Source organism: Streptomyces sp. NPDC091287 (assembly GCF_044768525.1).
Taxonomy (GTDB): Bacteria; Actinomycetota; Actinomycetes; order Streptomycetales; family Streptomycetaceae; genus Streptomyces.
This window is the reverse complement of the sequence record NZ_JBIVUV010000005.1, coordinates 263713-279301: the sequence shown is the minus strand read 5'-3', so window position 1 is coordinate 279301 and position 15589 is coordinate 263713. Positions and strand designations below refer to the sequence as shown.

At 70.0% G+C, this 15589-nt stretch carries 11 protein-coding genes; 6 read left to right on the top strand and 5 right to left on the bottom strand.

What is annotated here, in order from left to right; genetic code table 11:
- Nucleotides 1-56: 56 nt before the first annotated feature.
- The 4 genes from ACIQRW_RS10215 (at nucleotide 57) to ACIQRW_RS10200 (ending at nucleotide 5670) form a co-directional block, all read left to right on the top strand.
- Nucleotides 57-1556: a peptide MFS transporter gene (locus ACIQRW_RS10215; protein ID WP_403757079.1), complete on the top strand. Its 1500-nt coding sequence runs from the start codon at nucleotides 57-59 to the stop codon at nucleotides 1554-1556.
- Nucleotides 1557-1596: 40 nt separating this feature from the next.
- Nucleotides 1597-3591, top strand: coding sequence for a CocE/NonD family hydrolase (locus ACIQRW_RS10210; RefSeq protein WP_403757077.1), 1995 nt, complete (start codon nucleotides 1597-1599; stop codon nucleotides 3589-3591).
- Between the two features lie 160 nt (nucleotides 3592-3751).
- Nucleotides 3752-4981, top strand: coding sequence for a fumarylacetoacetase (gene fahA, locus ACIQRW_RS10205; RefSeq protein WP_403757074.1), 1230 nt, complete (start codon nucleotides 3752-3754; stop codon nucleotides 4979-4981).
- Entirely contained in the window at nucleotides 4978-5670 is a 693-nt protein-coding gene (locus tag ACIQRW_RS10200) for a GPP34 family phosphoprotein (RefSeq protein WP_403757072.1), read from the top strand. The genes fahA and ACIQRW_RS10200 overlap by 4 nt, the downstream gene beginning before the upstream one ends.
- 135 nt (nucleotides 5671-5805) lie before the next feature.
- Here ACIQRW_RS10200 and ACIQRW_RS10195 read toward each other — a convergent pair whose 3' ends face one another.
- Nucleotides 5806-7020: an RNA-guided endonuclease InsQ/TnpB family protein gene (locus ACIQRW_RS10195; protein WP_403757069.1), complete on the bottom strand. Its 1215-nt coding sequence runs from the start codon at nucleotides 7018-7020 to the stop codon at nucleotides 5806-5808.
- A 51-nt stretch (nucleotides 7021-7071) separates the two neighbouring features.
- Here ACIQRW_RS10195 and tnpA point away from each other — a divergent pair, with 51 nt between their 5' ends.
- On the top strand, nucleotides 7072-7500 hold the full coding sequence (gene tnpA / locus ACIQRW_RS10190; RefSeq protein WP_403757066.1) for an IS200/IS605 family transposase: 429 nt from the start codon (nucleotides 7072-7074) through the stop codon (nucleotides 7498-7500).
- A 115-nt stretch (nucleotides 7501-7615) separates the two neighbouring features.
- Nucleotides 7616-8224, top strand: coding sequence for a Uma2 family endonuclease (locus ACIQRW_RS10185; protein WP_403757445.1), 609 nt, complete (start codon nucleotides 7616-7618; stop codon nucleotides 8222-8224).
- Nucleotides 8225-8258: 34 nt separating this feature from the next.
- On the opposite strand, the gene recQ is transcribed toward ACIQRW_RS10185, so the two are convergent.
- The 4 genes from recQ to nuoL all read right to left on the bottom strand — a co-directional run bounded on the left by recQ (nucleotide 8259) and on the right by nuoL (nucleotide 15587).
- Nucleotides 8259-10301 carry a DNA helicase RecQ gene (recQ, locus tag ACIQRW_RS10180; RefSeq protein ID WP_403757063.1) on the bottom strand — a complete coding sequence of 681 codons (2043 nt, stop codon included), beginning with the start codon at nucleotides 10299-10301 and terminating at the stop codon, nucleotides 8259-8261.
- Between the two features lie 153 nt (nucleotides 10302-10454).
- Nucleotides 10455-12119, bottom strand: coding sequence for an NADH-quinone oxidoreductase subunit NuoN (gene nuoN / locus ACIQRW_RS10175; protein ID WP_403757060.1), 1665 nt, complete (start codon nucleotides 12117-12119; stop codon nucleotides 10455-10457).
- Entirely contained in the window at nucleotides 12116-13687 is a 1572-nt protein-coding gene (locus tag ACIQRW_RS10170; protein ID WP_403757058.1) for an NADH-quinone oxidoreductase subunit M, read from the bottom strand. Before ACIQRW_RS10170 ends, nuoN begins: the two co-directional genes overlap by 4 nt.
- Nucleotides 13688-13691: 4 nt before the next feature.
- Nucleotides 13692-15587, bottom strand: a complete 1896-nt coding sequence (gene nuoL / locus ACIQRW_RS10165) for an NADH-quinone oxidoreductase subunit L (RefSeq protein ID WP_403757055.1) — start codon at nucleotides 15585-15587, stop codon at nucleotides 13692-13694.
- Nucleotides 15588-15589 lie beyond the last annotated feature (2 nt).

Here is a 15589-nt window from a genome sequence, read left to right as displayed (position 1 = left end):
CTTCCCATGACCGCCGGTATGTTCGGGATCAGCTCATACGATCAGGAGTCCCCGTTTTGTCGCACAGCACCACCGGCACCGAGCCGACGCAGCCCCCTCCCGAGGACGACCACGCCTTCTTCGGGCAGCCACGGGGGCTGATGACCCTGTCCGGCCTGGAGGTCTGGGAGCGGTTCTCGTTCCTGGGCATGCAGGCCATCCTGGTGCTGTTCTTCGCCGACACGGTGGCGAACGGCGGTATGGACATGGACCCCGGAACGGCCGCGTCCGTCTCCGCCGCCTACGGAACACTGGTCTATCTGGTCTCCGTGGCGGGCGGCTGGCTGGCCGACCGGATCCTCGGCTCGTACCGGGCCGTGCTGTACGGCGGCGTCCTCATCGCGTGCGGCCACTACAGCATGGCCGTTCCCACCGACGCCATGACCTGGGTGGGCCTCGGCCTGATCAGCGCCGGAACGGGCCTGCTCAAGCCCAACGTGGCCTCCATGGTCGGCAAGCTCTACCGCACCGACGACGAGCGGCGCGACGCCGGCTTCGCCCTCTACTACATGGGCATCAACATCGGCGCCTTCGCCGGACCGCTGATCACCGGCTGGCTCGGCGAGCACGTCAGCTGGCACTGGGGCTTCTCGGCCGCCGCGGTCGGCATGACCTTCGGTCTGATCCAGTACGTGGCGGGCCGCCGTCACCTGGCCGGGCGTAAGCACGCCGCCGAATTCGCGCTGGCCCCCGACGCGATGCGCCGCGCGGTCCGGCTGATCATCGGCGGGGCCGTCGCGGTCGCCGTGGTGGCCACCGCACTGGCCCTGGCGGGCTGGCTGACGATGGACCGGTTCGTCGACGTCCTCACCGTCATCTCGGTGATCGCGCCGATCGTCTACTTCGCGGTGATGTTCCGCTCCCCCCGGGTCACCGCCGAGGAACGCGGCAGGCTCCGCCCGTACGTCGTCCTCTTCCTCGGGTCCGTCGTCTTCAACTTCATCCTCTTCCAGGCGTACTCGACGATGATGCTGCTCGCGTCGACGAACGCCCGGACCGAGATCCTCGGCTTCACCTTCCCGGCCAGCTGGTACGCCTCCGCGCTGGGCGCCTTCGAGGTCGCGCTCGCCCCGGTCGTCGCCGCGGTCTGGGCGAAGATGGGCCCCCGCCAGCCGCACGCCTCCAACAAGATCGCCTTCGGGGTGATCCTCGGCGGGCTCTCCTTCCTGCTGATGGTCCTGCCGACCTCCGGCCACGCCGACGACACGTACCGCATGGCGGCCTGGTGGATCGTCGGCTCGTACCTGCTGCTCGGGCTCGGCGACATCCTGCTGGAGACCTCCGGCATGTCCGCCACCACCAAGCTCGCCCCCAAGGCGTTCGCCAGCCAGACGATGGCCCTGTGGTTCCTCTCGCTCGCCCTGGCCAACGGCATCCAGGCCCAGATCGTGAAGCTGTACGGCGAGGTCTCCAACCCCGCCTACTTCGGCGTCAACGGCGCGATCGCCGTGGCGGCGGGCGTGGCGATGATCGCCGCGGCCCCGTGGCTGAAACGCACCATGCACCCCGTCCACTGAGCGCGCCTTCGCACCCCGTCGTCGTACATCGAGGTGACCCATGAACATCACGACCGAGTTCCCGTACGAGACCACCCGCGAGGACGTGTACATCCCGCTCTCCGACGGCACCCGGCTCTACGCCCGGATCTGGCGGCCGCTGACCGACGAACCGGTCCCGGCCCTGCTGGAGTACCTGCCCTACCGGCTCAGCGACTGGACCGCGCCCCGCGACTGGCAGCGCCACCCCTGGTACGCGGGCCACGGCTACGCCTCCGTACGGGTCGACGTCCGCGGCCACGGCAACAGCGAGGGGCTGCCGGGCGACGAGTACGACGCGCGGGAACTGGAGGACGGGGTCGCCGTCATCCACTGGCTGGCCCAGCAGGAGTGGTGCTCCGGCCGGGTCGGGATGTTCGGCATCTCCTGGGGCGGCTTCAACTCGCTCCAGATCGCCGCGCTCGCCCCCGAGCCGCTGAAGGCGATCGTCACGGTCTGCTCGGCCGACGACCGCTACGACAACGACGTCCACTACATGGGCGGCTCCGTCCTCGCCGTGGACATGCACGCCTGGGCCGCCACCATGCTCGCCTTCGTCTGCCGCCCGCCGGACCCGGCGCAGGTCGGCGACGACTGGAAGGAGATGTGGCTGAAGCGGCTGGAGGCCGTCGACCCCTTCATCCACACCTGGCTCGCCCACCAGAGCCGCGACGACTACTGGAAGCACGGCAGCGTCTGCGAGGACTACGGCGCGATCAAGGCGAAGGTCCTCGCGGTCGGCGGCTGGCACGACCCGTACCGGGACACCGTCCTGCGGCTCGTGGAGCACCTGGATCCGGAGCAGGTGCGCGGGCTGATCGGCCCCTGGTCGCACCAGTACCCCGACCGGGGGCTGCCGCCGGGGCCCGCGATCGGCTTCCTCCAGGAGACGCTGCGCTGGTGGGACCAGCACCTCAAGGGCCAGGAGACGGGTGTGATGCGGGAGCCGCTGCTGCGGTCCTGGATCAGCGGCTCCCACCCGCCCGCCACGGTGTACGAGACGCTGCCGGGCCGCTGGGTCGGGGACGCGAGCTGGCCCTCGGAGAACGTCTCCCCGGTGGCGTACGCCCTCCAGGGCGGCGAGCGGATCGTCGCCTCGCCGCAGCAGACCGGCGTGGACGCGGGCCGCTTCTTCCCGTTCGGCAACGACGCGGACCTCCCGCCGGACCAGCGGGACGAGGACGCGAAGTCGGTGTCCTTCGAATTCCCCGTCGAGGACGCGCCGATCGAGATCCTCGGCCGCCCCCGGGTGAAGCTCCGCGTCCGGATGGACGCGCCCCGCGGCCAGGCCATCGCCCGGCTCTGCGACGTCGGGCCCGACGGATCCTCCACCCTGGTCACCCGGGGCGTCCTCAACCTCGCGGCCCGGCACGGCCGCGACCGCACCGACGACTGGCCCCCCGGCGAGACCGAGGACGTGGTCTTCGACCTCAACGGCATCGGGCACACCTTCCCGCCCGGCCACCGCATCCGGCTCGCCGTCTCCTCCTCCTACTGGCCCTGGATCTGGCCGCAGGCCGGCTCGGCGGGCTTCACCCTGGACGCGGACGGCAGTTTCGTCGAGCTCCCGGTGCGCCGCCACACCGAGGACCCGGCGATCACCTTCGGCGAGCCCGAGCAGTCCGAACCGCTCGGCGTGGTCTACCCGGTCACCCTGGAGGAGCCCCGCCCCGAACGCCTCGTCGTCCGCGATGTCGCCAAGGGTGAATGGCGCATGGAGGTCGACCCCCGCTACGGCGGTACGCGGGTCTACCCCGACGGCCTCGAATTCACCGAGGACGCCCTGGAGACGTACACGATCCAGCAGGACGACCCGCTCTCCGCGCGGACCCGCTCCGACTGGCGGATCCGGCTGCACCGCCCGGAGATGGCCTGGGACGTGGAGATCGAGACCCGCTCCGAGATCGCCGCCGACGACCAGGACTTCATCACCTCCAACGAGGTGATCTGCAAGGACGGCGGAGAGGTCGTCTTCCACCGCACCTGGGAGAAGCGCATCCCGCGCACGGCGGGCTGAGTGGCGCGCGGGTTTCCTGTTCGGGTCCCCCGGATTTCCGGGGGACCCGACGAACTTTCCGGGCAATGCGCACAGTTGGGGATAGTCGGGGCACTGCCGCTGGGTAGGGGCACCGACGTAACGTGTCCTCAACGCGACCTGGAAAGCGAGGCAGCACCACATGCCCGAGCAGAGCAGCCCGCTCGATCTGGCCGAGGGCGACCCCTTCGGCCCGCACAACCTTCCGTACGGTGTGTTCTCCACCCCCGACCACCCCGACGACCGCCGGGTCGGCGTCCGCATCGGCAACCACGTCCTGGACGCCGGGGCCGCCGCCCACGCGCTGGGCTCCCCCTACGCGGGGCTGCTCGCGCAGCCGAGCCTGACACCGCTGCTCGCCGCGGGCCGCACCGCCTGGCGGGACGTGCGCCGCGCGCTCACCGCCTGGCTGACGGTCCCCGCCCACCGCGCGGACATCGAGCCGCTGCTGCACCCGGTGGACGCGGTGACCCTGCACCTGCCGTACGAGGTCGCGGACTACGTCGACTTCTACGCCAGCGAGCACCACGCCACCAACGTCGGACAGATCTTCCGGCCGGACGGCGACGCGCTCACCCCCAACTGGAAGCACCTGCCGATCGGTTACCACGGACGCTCCGGCACCGTCGTGGTCTCCGGCACCGACGTGGTGCGCCCCAGCGGCCAGCGCAAGGCCCCCGCCGACCCGGCCCCCGTCTTCGGGCCCTCGGTGAAGCTCGACATCGAGGCCGAGGTCGGGTTCGTCGTCGGCGTCCCCTCCGCGCAGGGCACGCCGGTGCCGCTGGCCGAGTTCCGCGAGCACGTCTTCGGCCTCTCGCTCCTCAACGACTGGTCCGCCCGCGACCTCCAGGCCTGGGAGTACGTGCCGCTCGGTCCGTTCCTCGGCAAGTCCTTCGCCACCTCCGTCTCCGCCTGGGTCACCCCGCTGGAGGCCCTGGACGCCGCCCGCACCGCGCCCCCGGCCCGCGACGTCCCCCTGCTCCCCTACCTCGACGACGCGGCGGACGAGGAGCCGGGCGGCTTCGACATCCGCATCAGCGTCGAGATCAACGGGCAGGTGGTCGCCGAACCGCCGTTCGCCTCGATGTACTGGACGGCCGCCCAGCAGCTCGCCCATATGACGGTGAACGGCGCGTCGCTGCGCACCGGCGACCTGTACGGCTCCGGCACCGTCAGCGGCCCCGAGCCCGCCCAGCGCGGCTCGCTCCTGGAGCTGACCTGGAACGGCCGCGACGCGCTCGAACTCCCCGAGGGCAAGCGGACGTTCCTGGAGGACGGGGACACGGTCACGCTGACCGCCTGGGCCCCCGGCCCGCACGGCACCCGGGTGGGCCTCGGCGACGTGACCGGAAGGATCGTCACCGCGCCATGACCCATGACGCCCCCGCGCTGACGCTGCCCGAGGAGCTGATCCTGCTCGCCCTGGATCCCAACCGGGGCAAGCCGACGTGCGGGGCCCGCGATCTGGCGTACGGAACCGCCGGGGCGGCCCTCGCGGAGCTGGAGATCCAGGGCCGGATACGGGAGGAGGGCGGCCGGATCCAGGTGGTGAACCCGCTGGAACCGGCCGACCCGCTCCTCGCCGCCCTGCTCCGCACCCTGGACCCGCCGGCCAAGGGCCGCCGCCGCCCGGGGATCCGCGCCCGGCGCTGGGTGGGCGACTACGACCGGTACGTACAGGAGAAGTACCTGGACTCCCTGGTCGAGCGCTCCGTCCTGTCCCGGAAGACCCACCGCTTCCTCGGCGTCATCCCGTACCACCGCCACTACCCGGGCGTGCCGGACCTCGCGCCGGGCGTCCTCGACCGGTTCGCGGCGGCCGAGGCGGCGGGATATCCCGACCACCGCGACCGGGTACTGGCCGCCCTGGCCTCCGCCATCGGCCTGGCCGGTGACCTGACCCGCCTCGGCCGCACGGGCCGAACGGTGATGAAGGTCATGCGCCGCTCCGAGTGGACCGCCGCAGCGGTCCACTACAACGTGAAGCAGAACGAGTCCGGCAACGGCTGGAGCGGCGGCGACAGCGGGGGCGGGGGTGGCTGCGGCGGGGGCGGGGACTGAGGGGGCGCGGGGCCCGGTCAGCGGTGCGCGAGGCGTTCACACGTTCGGGGGGCCTCATCCGGTTCCCGACGGATACGCTGGCCCGCGAGACTCCTCCCCGTGACTCCTCCCCCTCCTGAAGGAGGGGGCTTCTCGCTATGCCTGGTTGGCGTTGCGACGGACCAGCCCGGCCCGTAGTACGTTCAGGGCGCCCACCGTGTCCGCGTGCGCCATGTGGCCGCAGGACTGGCAGTGGAACTTCTCCTGTGTGGGCCGGTTCTCCTTGGCGGTGTGCCCGCATTCGGGGCACTGCCTGGAGGTGTTGCGGGGGTCGACGGCCACCACTTCCCGCCTGGCACTCTCAGCCTTGGCATTCAGGATCGCGAGGAACACCCCCCATCCGGCATCGTTGATCGAGCGGTTGAGCCCGGTCTTCGCGGTGGCCCCGTTGGGCAGGAAACTGCCTGGTGCCCCAGGGTTGGGCTTGGGTGCGGGGGCCTTGCTCATGTTGCGGATCTTGAGGTCTTCGTGCGCGATGAAATCGTGTGCGCGGACGAGATCCAAGGCGGTCTTGTGCGCGTGGTCGAGGCGCTGGAGGCGAACCTTGCGGTGCAGGGTAGCGACGCGTTCGACAGCCCTGCGGTGGTTGCCGGTGCGCTTGTCACGGCGGACACGCGGGAACCTGCTGAGCGCCTGCTGTGCGGTCTCCAGTTTCGCGGCGGCCGTGCGGCCGTGGCGGGGGCTGGGGATGAACTCGCCGTTGGAGTCCGCGAGGAAGTTGACGATCCCGAGGTCGATACCGACCACGGACCCGGTCGCGGGCAGCGGCTCGGGGGCCGCCTGTTCTGCGGTCAGGACGACATACCAGCGGTTTCCCTCGCGCTTGACGCTGACGGTCTTTACCTTGCCGATGACCGGCCGGTGCTGGTTGACCTTGACGTGTCCGACACCTTGGAACCGCACGCGAGTGACGGGGTTGTGCGGGGTGGCGTCCCAGCGGCAGCCGTCGCCGTCCTTGGGGAAGTCCACCGTGTCGAACCAGTTCATCCCGCGAAAGCGGGGATAGCCCGGGGTCTCGCCGGACTTGAGCCGGCGGAAGAACGCGGCGAATGCCTTGTCGAGTCGGCGCAACGTCGCCTGCTGGGACGAGAAGGACCAGCGGCCCTGCCGCTCCGGGTCGAACGACCGGATGTCCTTGAGCTGTGCCGACTGCATCCCGTACTTGATGCTCGTCCTCGACACGTGCCGATAGGCGTCGCGGCGTTCCTGTAACGCGCCGTTGTAGAGGGAGCAGTGGTCACGCAGCATCTCGCCGAGCGCAATCGCCTGGCCCACGGTGGGCCGCATGAGGAACTTGTACGCACGGATCACCCGCCCCACCCCCTCTCCACGTCGATTCGATGAGCATACTACGCTTGGGGTATGTCACCTCGCTGGGAACCAAACCCCGATGTCCGTACGGGTCGTCATGTCGCTTACCACCTGCATGCCCACTTGGTGTTCGTGACGAAATACCGGCGTGACGTGTTCGATGACGCCATGCTCAAGCGCTGCGAAGAAATCATGCGCGGGGTGTGTGCCGGCTTCGAGACCGAGCTGCGCGAGTTCAACGGCGAGGCCGACCACGTGCACCTGCTGGTGCACTACCCACCGAAGGTCGCCCTGTCGAAGCTGATCAACTCCCTCAAGGGCGTCAGCTCCCGGTACCTCCGGGCCGAGTACACCGGCCGAATCAACCGGATCGGCATGGGCTCGGTGTTCTGGTCCCGCTCCTACTTCGCAGGGTCCTGCGGCGGGGCACCACTGACCGTGATCCGTCAGTACATCGAGGACCAGAAACGGCCCGCCTGACCGTCACTACGGAGGCGCAGACAACTCCGGCGCTCCACGCCTCCGGCCTTAGGATGCGTTTCCCACCCCGGCTGAAGCCGGGGATGCCCACGCAAGATCAGGGACGGGAGCAATGATGAGCATCGAACCCGAGGCCTCGGAGCCGCGGTGGGCGGTCCCGCCCGAGGGCGGCTGGACCGCCGATGACCTGGACACACTCCCGAATCTGCCTCCGCACACGGAGCTGATCGACGGGAGCCTTATGTTCCCCTGCCCTCAGACGTACTTCCACGCGCGCGCCATCAGCTTCTTCGAGGAGCGTCTGCGGGACGCCGCCCCTTCCGGCACCGACACGATCAGCCGCTTCACCATCGACATCGACCAACTCAACCGTCCCGAACCCGATGTGATCGTCGTGCCCGAAGAAGTCATCCGGGACATGGACCAGACACGGCTGCCCGGCGATGCCGTGCTGCTGGTCGTCGAGGTGGTCTCCGAGGATTCGCTGACCCGCGACCGGGAGACCAAGCCCGTGAAGTACGCCCGGGCGACGATCCCCCACTACTGGCGGGTGGAGAACCACGACGGGCGTGCCGTGGTGTACGTCTTCGAGCGGGAGCCGGCCACCGGCGCCTACACCTCGACGGGGATCTTCCACGACCGGATGAAGGTGTCGGTGCCCTTCCCCGTCGACCTGGACCTCACGGCGATCACACCCCGCCGCCGGGCGGCGGACCTGGGATAGGTCCCGCCACCCCTCTCCCACCGCCCGGTACGCCTCACTCGTACTCGGGCGGTTCCTCGTCCCAGCCGAACTCGGGGTCGCTGTGCTGCGGAGCCGCGGCTTGCGTACGGGCCGGGGCCGCCGCACGTGGTGCGGGAGCCGGGGCAGTCGGCGCAGGGACCGCCGGTGCGGGAGTCTCCGCCGCCGCCCCCGGGGACGTCTGCGCCAGGACCTCCAGCACGCCCTCCCCGTAGGTCGCCAGCTTCTTCTCGCCCAGGCCGCTGACGCCGCCCAGCTCCGCGAGGGAGCTCGGGTGCAGCGTCGCGATCTCGCGCAGCGTGGCGTCGTGGAAGATGACGTACGCCGGGACGCCCTGCTCCTTCGCTGTCGCCCCGCGCCAGGCCCGCAGCGCCTCGAAGACCGGGACCGCGGACTCGGGGAGATCGGCGGCGGCCGCCTTGCCCTTGGCGCCCTTGGCTCCGTCGGCGGAGGACGACGACCGGGACGTCGGCTTCTTCGGCTCCTTGCGGAGCAGCACGTCCCGCTCGCGCCCCAGGACCGTCGCGCTCTCGTCGGTCAGGACCAGCGTGCCGTACTCCCCCTCGACCGCGAGCAGCCCCTGGGCCAGCAGCTGGCGCACCACACCGCGCCACTCCGCCTCCGCCAGATCCTCTCCGATGCCGAAGACGGAGAGCTGGTCGTGGTCGAACTGGATGACCTTGGCGGTCTTGCGGCCCAGCAGGATGTCGATGATCTGGCCCGCGCCGAACTTCTGGTTCCGTTCGCGCTTCAGCCGCACCACCGTGGAGAGCAGCTTCTGCGAGACGACCGTGCCGTCCCAGGTCTCCGGCGGGGTCAGGCAGGTGTCGCAGTTGCCGCAGGCGGGGGCCGTGGGTTCCTGGCCGAAGTAGGTCAGCAGCTGGGCCCGGCGGCACTGGACCGTCTCGCACAGGGCCAGCATCGAGTCCAGATGGGAGGCGGCCCGGCGGCGGAACGCCTCGTCGCCCTCGCTGCCCTGGATGAGCTTGCGCTGCTGGACGACATCCTGGAGTCCGTACGCCATCCAGGCAGTCGACGGCTCCCCGTCACGGCCCGCGCGGCCGGTCTCCTGGTAATACCCCTCGACGGACTTGGGGAGGTCGACATGGGCGACGAAGCGGACGTCCGGCTTGTCGATACCCATGCCGAACGCGATCGTCGCGACGACGACGAGCCCCTCCTCGCGGAGGAAGCGCGCCTGGTGGGTGGCGCGCGTCCCGGCGTCCAGGCCCGCGTGGTACGGCACGGCCTCCACGCCGTTGCGGCAGAGGTACTCCGCGATCTTCTCGGTGGAGTTGCGCGAGAGGCAGTAGACGATGCCCGCGTCCCCGGCGTGCTCCTCCTTGAGGAAGGTGAGGAGCTGCTTCTTGGGCTCGGACTTCGGCACGATCCGGTACTGGATGTTCGGCCGGTCGAAGCTCGCGACGAAGTGCTTCGCGTCCGGCATGCCGAGGCGGCGGGTGATCTCCTCGTGCGTGGCGTGGGTCGCGGTCGCCGTCAGGGCGATGCGCGGAACGTCCGGCCAGCGCTCGCCGAGCACGGACAGGGCCAGATAGTCGGGGCGGAAGTCGTGGCCCCACTGGGCGACGCAGTGCGCCTCGTCGATCGCGAAGACGGAGATCTCGCCCCGGGCCAGCAGGGAGAGGGTGGAGTCCAGCCGCAGCCGCTCCGGCGCGAGGTAGAGCACGTCCAGCTCGCCCGCGAGGAACTGCGCCTCCATCGAGCGGCGCTCGTCGAAGTCCTGCGTGGAGTTCATGAAGCCGGCCCGGACGCCGAGCGCCCGCAGGGCGTCGACCTGGTCCTGCATGAGGGCGATCAGCGGGGAGACGACGACGCCGGTGCCCCGCCTGACCAGGGACGGGATCTGGTAGCAGAGGGACTTTCCACCGCCGGTGGGCATGAGCACGACCGCGTCGCCGCCCGCCACCACATGCTCGATGACCGCACCCTGCTCGCCGCGGAACGCCTCGTACCCGAAGACGCGGTGCAGCGTCCGCCGCGCCTCGCTCTCGCCGTCCGTGTCGATGCCGGTGTCGGTCACCGTCCCGGTCACATCCATGGTCACACCCAATGCTCTGTCCCCCGAGGTCCGCACGCCCGGCCCTGTCCGTCCTGCTCTCGTCCCCGTCCACGATAGGCGGAGGCAACGACAACGCCGGACGGTCTGTGGATAACCGACCGTCCGGCGCTGCTGACCCGCATACTGCGCGGGCTACCGCACGAACACTCCCGCCTGGCTCGCCAGGTCCAGGAAGTACTGCGGGGCCAGGCCCAGCACCAGGGTGACGGCGACGCCGACCGCGATCGTCGTCATGGTCAGCGGGGACGGTACGGCGACCGTGGGGCCGTCCTCCTTCGGCTCGCTGAAGAACATCAGGACGATCACGCGGATGTAGAAGAACGCCGCGACGGCCGAGGAGAGCACACCGACGACGACCAGCCCGCCGGCCCCGCCCTCGGCGGCCGCCTTGAACACCGCGAACTTCCCGGAGAACCCGGAGGTCAGCGGGATGCCCGCGAAGGCCAGCAGGAACACCGCGAAGACCGCGGCGACCAGCGGGGAGCGCCGGCCGAGCCCGGCCCACTTCGACAGGTGGGTGGCCTCGCCGCCCGCGTCCCGCACCAGGGTGACGACGGCGAACGCGCCGACCGTCACGAAGGAGTAGGCCAGCAGGTAGAAGAGGACCGAGGAGATGCCCTCCGGGCTGGCCGCGATGACGCCCGCGAGGATGAAGCCCGCGTGCGCGATCGAGGAGTAGGCCAGCAGTCGCTTGATGTCGGTCTGGGTGATCGCGACGATCGCGCCGCCCAGCATCGTGACGATGGCCACCCCCCACATGACCGGCCGCAGGTCCCAGGCGAGGCCCGGCAGCGCCACGTACAGCAGGCGCAGCAGGGCGCCGAACGCGGCGACCTTCGTCGCGGCGGCCATGAAGCCGGTCACCGGGGTCGGGGCGCCCTGGTAGACGTCCGGGGTCCACATGTGGAACGGGACCGCGCCGACCTTGAAGAGCAGGCCTGTCAGGATCATCGCGCCGCCGATGAGCAGCAGTGCGTCGTTGCCCATGGTGTCGGCGAGGGCCGGGTCGATCTCCAGGACCGAGCCGTCGACGACGTTGGCGATCTCCGCGTACCCGAGGGAGCCCGAGTAGCCGTAGAGGAGGGCGATCCCGAAGAGCAGGAACGCCGAGGAGAACGCGCCGAGCAGGAAGTACTTCACGGCCGCCTCCTGCGACATCAGCCGCTTGCGGCGGGCGACGGCGCACAGGAGGTAGAGCGGGAGCGAGAAGACTTCCAGCGCGATGAAGAGGGTCAGCAGGTCGTTGGCGGCCGGGAAGACCAGCAGCCCCGCCACCGAGAAGAGCAGGAGCGGGAAGACCTCGGTGGTGGTGAACCCGGCCCGCACCGCGGCCTTCTCGCCCTCGCCGCCCGGTACGGAACCGGCCTGCGCGGCGAACGAGTCGACCCGGTTGCCGTGGGTGGTGGGGTCGAGCCGGCGCTCGGCGAAGGTGAACACCGCCACCATGGCGACCAGGAGAATGGTGCCCTGGAGGAACAGGGTGGGGCCGTCGATCGCGATGGCGCCCATGGCCACGATCCCGGCGTCCGTGGTGCCGTATCCGCCGGCCGCGAGGCCGACGATCGCGGCGAACGAGCCGGCGACCGCCACCACGGTCAGGAAGAGCTGGGCGTGGTAGCGGGCCCGGCGCGGCACGAAGGCCTCCACCAGGATGCCCAGGACGGCGGCGACCACGATGATCAGGACCGGCATCAGCTGGGTGTACTCGATCTTCGGCGCCGTGAACGAGTTGCCCGGTGCCGCCGATGTCACCCCGCTCGCCGTCGTCCACAGACTGTGGACAGCTGTTGCGCTCACTTGGCGGCCTCCACCTCGGGCTGGGGGTCCTTCTTCTGTACGTCGGACATGGTGTGCTCCACCGCCGGGTTGACGACCTCGGTGAGCGGCTTCGGGAAGACGCCCAGGAAGATCAGCACGGCGATCAGCGGAAGCGCGACCGCCAGCTCCCGGGCCCTGAGGTCCGGCATGGACCGGACCGATTCCTTCACCGGGCCGGTCATCGTGCGCTGGTAGAGGACCAGGACGTAGAGCGCGGCGAGCACGATGCCGGAGGTGGCGATGATGCCGGCCACCGGATACGCGCTGAACGTGCCGACGAGGACCAGGAACTCACTGACGAACGGGGCGAGTCCGGGCAGCGACAGGGTGGCGAGCCCGCCGATGAGGAACGTCCCGGCCAGCACGGGGGCGACCTTCTGCACCCCGCCGTAGTCCGCGATGAGCCGTGATCCGCGCCGGGTGATGAGGAATCCGGCGACCAGCAGCAGCGCGGCCGTCGAGATCCCGTGGTTGACCATGTAGAGCGTGGCGCCCGACTGGCCCTGGCTGGTCATCGCGAAGATGCCCAGGATGATGAAGCCGAAGTGCGAGATCGAGGCGTAGGCGATGAGCCGCTTGATGTCGCGCTGGCCGACCGCGAGCAGCGCCCCGTACACGATGGAGATCAGCGCCAGGGTGATGACCACCGGCGTCGCCCACTTGCTGGCCTCCGGGAAGAGCCCGAGGCAGAAGCGGAGCATCGCGAAGGTGCCGACCTTGTCGACGATCGCGGTGATCAGCACGGCGACCGGGGCGGTCGCCTCGCCCATCGCGTTGGGCAGCCAGGTGTGCAGCGGCCACAGCGGGGCCTTCACCGCGAAGGCGAAGAAGAACCCGAGGAACAGCCACCGTTCGGTGCTGGTCGCCATCTCCAGGGAGCCGTTGGCCCGGGCCTCGGTGATCTCGGAGAGCGAGAAGCTGCCCGCGACCACGTAGAGGCCGATGACCGCGGCCAGCATGATCAGACCGCCGGCCAGGTTGTAGAGGAGGAACTTGACCGCCGCGTACGACCGCTGGGCCGCGGCGTTCTCGTCGGTGCCCGCGTGGGCCCGGTCGCCGAAGCCGCCGATGAGGAAGTACATCGGGATGAGCATGGCTTCGAACAGGATGTAGAAGAGGAAGACGTCCGTGGCGACGAACGACAGGATCACCATGGCCTCGACCATGAGGATCAGGGCGAAGAAGCCCTGTGTCGGACGCCAGCGCGAGGACTTCGTCTCCAGGGGGTCGGCGTCGTGCCAGCCCGCGACGATGACGAACGGGATCAGCAGCGCGGTGAGGCCGAGGAGCGCCACCCCGATGCCGTCCACGCCCAGTTCGTAGCGGACGCCGAAGTCGGCGATCCAGGACCGGGACTCGGTGAGCTGGTAGCGGTCGCCGCCCGGTTCGAAGCGGAGGAAGACGACGGCCGCCAGGACCAGCGTGCCGAGCGAGAAGAGCAGCGCGAGCCATTTGGCCGCGGTGCGCCGCGCGGCGGGGACGGCGGCGGTGGCGATGGCGCCGATCGCCGGGAGCGCCGCCGTCGCGGTCAGGAGGGGAAAGGACATGTGATCAGACCGCCCTCATCAGCAGGGTCGCGGCGATGACGACCGCCGTACCGCCGAACATCGAGACCGCGTAGGTGCGGGCGTAGCCGTTCTGCAGCTTGCGCAGCCGGCCGGAGAGCCCGCCGACCGAGGCGGCCGTGCCGTTGACGACGCCGTCGACCAGGGAGTGGTCCACGTAGACCAGCGAGCGGGTGAGGTGCTCGCCGCCGCGGACCAGGACCACGTGGTTGAAGTCGTCCTGGAGGAGATCGCGGCGGGCGGCCCGGGTGAGGACCGAGCCGCGCGGGGCGACGACGGGCACGGGCTTGCGCCCGTACATCGCCCAGGCGATCCCGACGCCGACGACCAGGGCCACCACGGTGGCTCCGGTGACCGTGGTCGCGCTCAGCGGGGCGTGCCCGTGGTCGTAACCGGTGACGGGCTCCAGCCAGTTGATGAACCGGTCGCCGATCGCGAAGAACCCGCCGGCGAAGACCGAGCCGAAGGCCAGCACGATCATCGGGATCGTCATCGACTTCGGGGACTCGTGCGGGTGCGGCTCGTGGCCCTCCGCGTCCGGCCGCCAGCGCTTCTCGCCGAAGAACGTCATCAGCATCACGCGCGTCATGTAGAACGCGGTGATCGCGGCGCCCAGCAGGGCCACGGAGCCGAGGATCCAGCCCTCGGTGCCGCCCTTGGCGAAGGCCGCCTCGATGATCTTGTCCTTGGAGAAGAAGCCGGACAGGCCGGGGAAACCGATGATGGCCAGATAGCCGAGACCGAAGGTGACGAAGGTGACCGGCATGTACTTCCGCAGGCCGCCGTACTTGCGCATGTCGACCTCGTCGTTCATGCCGTGCATGACGGAGCCCGCGCCGAGGAAGAGCCCGGCCTTGAAGAAGCCGTGCGTCACCAGGTGCATGATCGCGAAGATGTAGCCGATGGGGCCGAGGCCCGCGGCCAGGATCATGTAGCCGATCTGCGACATCGTGGAGCCGGCGAGGGCCTTCTTGATGTCGTCCTTCGCGCAACCGACGATCGCACCGAAGATCAACGTGACCGCGCCGACGATGACGACGACCAGCTGGGCGTCCGGGGCGGCGTTGAAGATCGCGCCGGAGCGGACGATGAGATAGACGCCGGCGGTGACCATGGTCGCGGCGTGGATGAGGGCGGAGACCGGGGTCGGGCCCTCCATCGCGTCGCCGAGCCAGGACTGCAGCGGCACCTGGGCCGACTTGCCGCAGGCGGCCAGCAGCAGCATCAGCCCGATGGCGGTCAGCTTGCCCTGGCTCGTCTCGCCCGCCGACTCCAGCACCGGCCCGAAGGCGAAGGTGCCGAAGGTGGTGAACATCAGCATGATGGCGATCGACAGGCCCATGTCGCCGACCCGGTTGACCAGGAAGGCCTTCTTCGCGGCGGTGGCCGCGGTGGGCTTGTGCTGCCAGAAGCCGATGAGCAGGAACGACGCCAGACCGACGCCCTCCCACCCGACGTACAGCAGGAGGTAGTTGTCGGCGATGACCAGGATGAGCATCGCCGCGAGGAACAGGTTGAGGTAGCCGAAGAAGCGGCGCCTGCGCTCGTCGTGCTCCATGTAGCCGATGGAGTAGATGTGGATCAGGGTGCCCACACCGGTGATGAGCAGGACGAACGTCATCGACAACTGGTCGAGCTGGAAGGCGATGTCGGCCTGGAAGCCCTCCACCGGAATCCAGCTGAACAGGTGCTGGTGCAGGGCCCGGTCCTCGGCGTCCTTCCCCAGCATGTCGGTGAACAGAATCAGTCCGACGACGAACGAGGCTCCGGCGAGGACGGTGCCGAGCCAGTGGCCGGTCTTGTCCAGTCGGCGTCCGCCGCAGAGCAGGACCGCCGCTCCGAGCAGGGGCGCCGCGACGAGCAGCGCAATCAGGTTCTCCACGT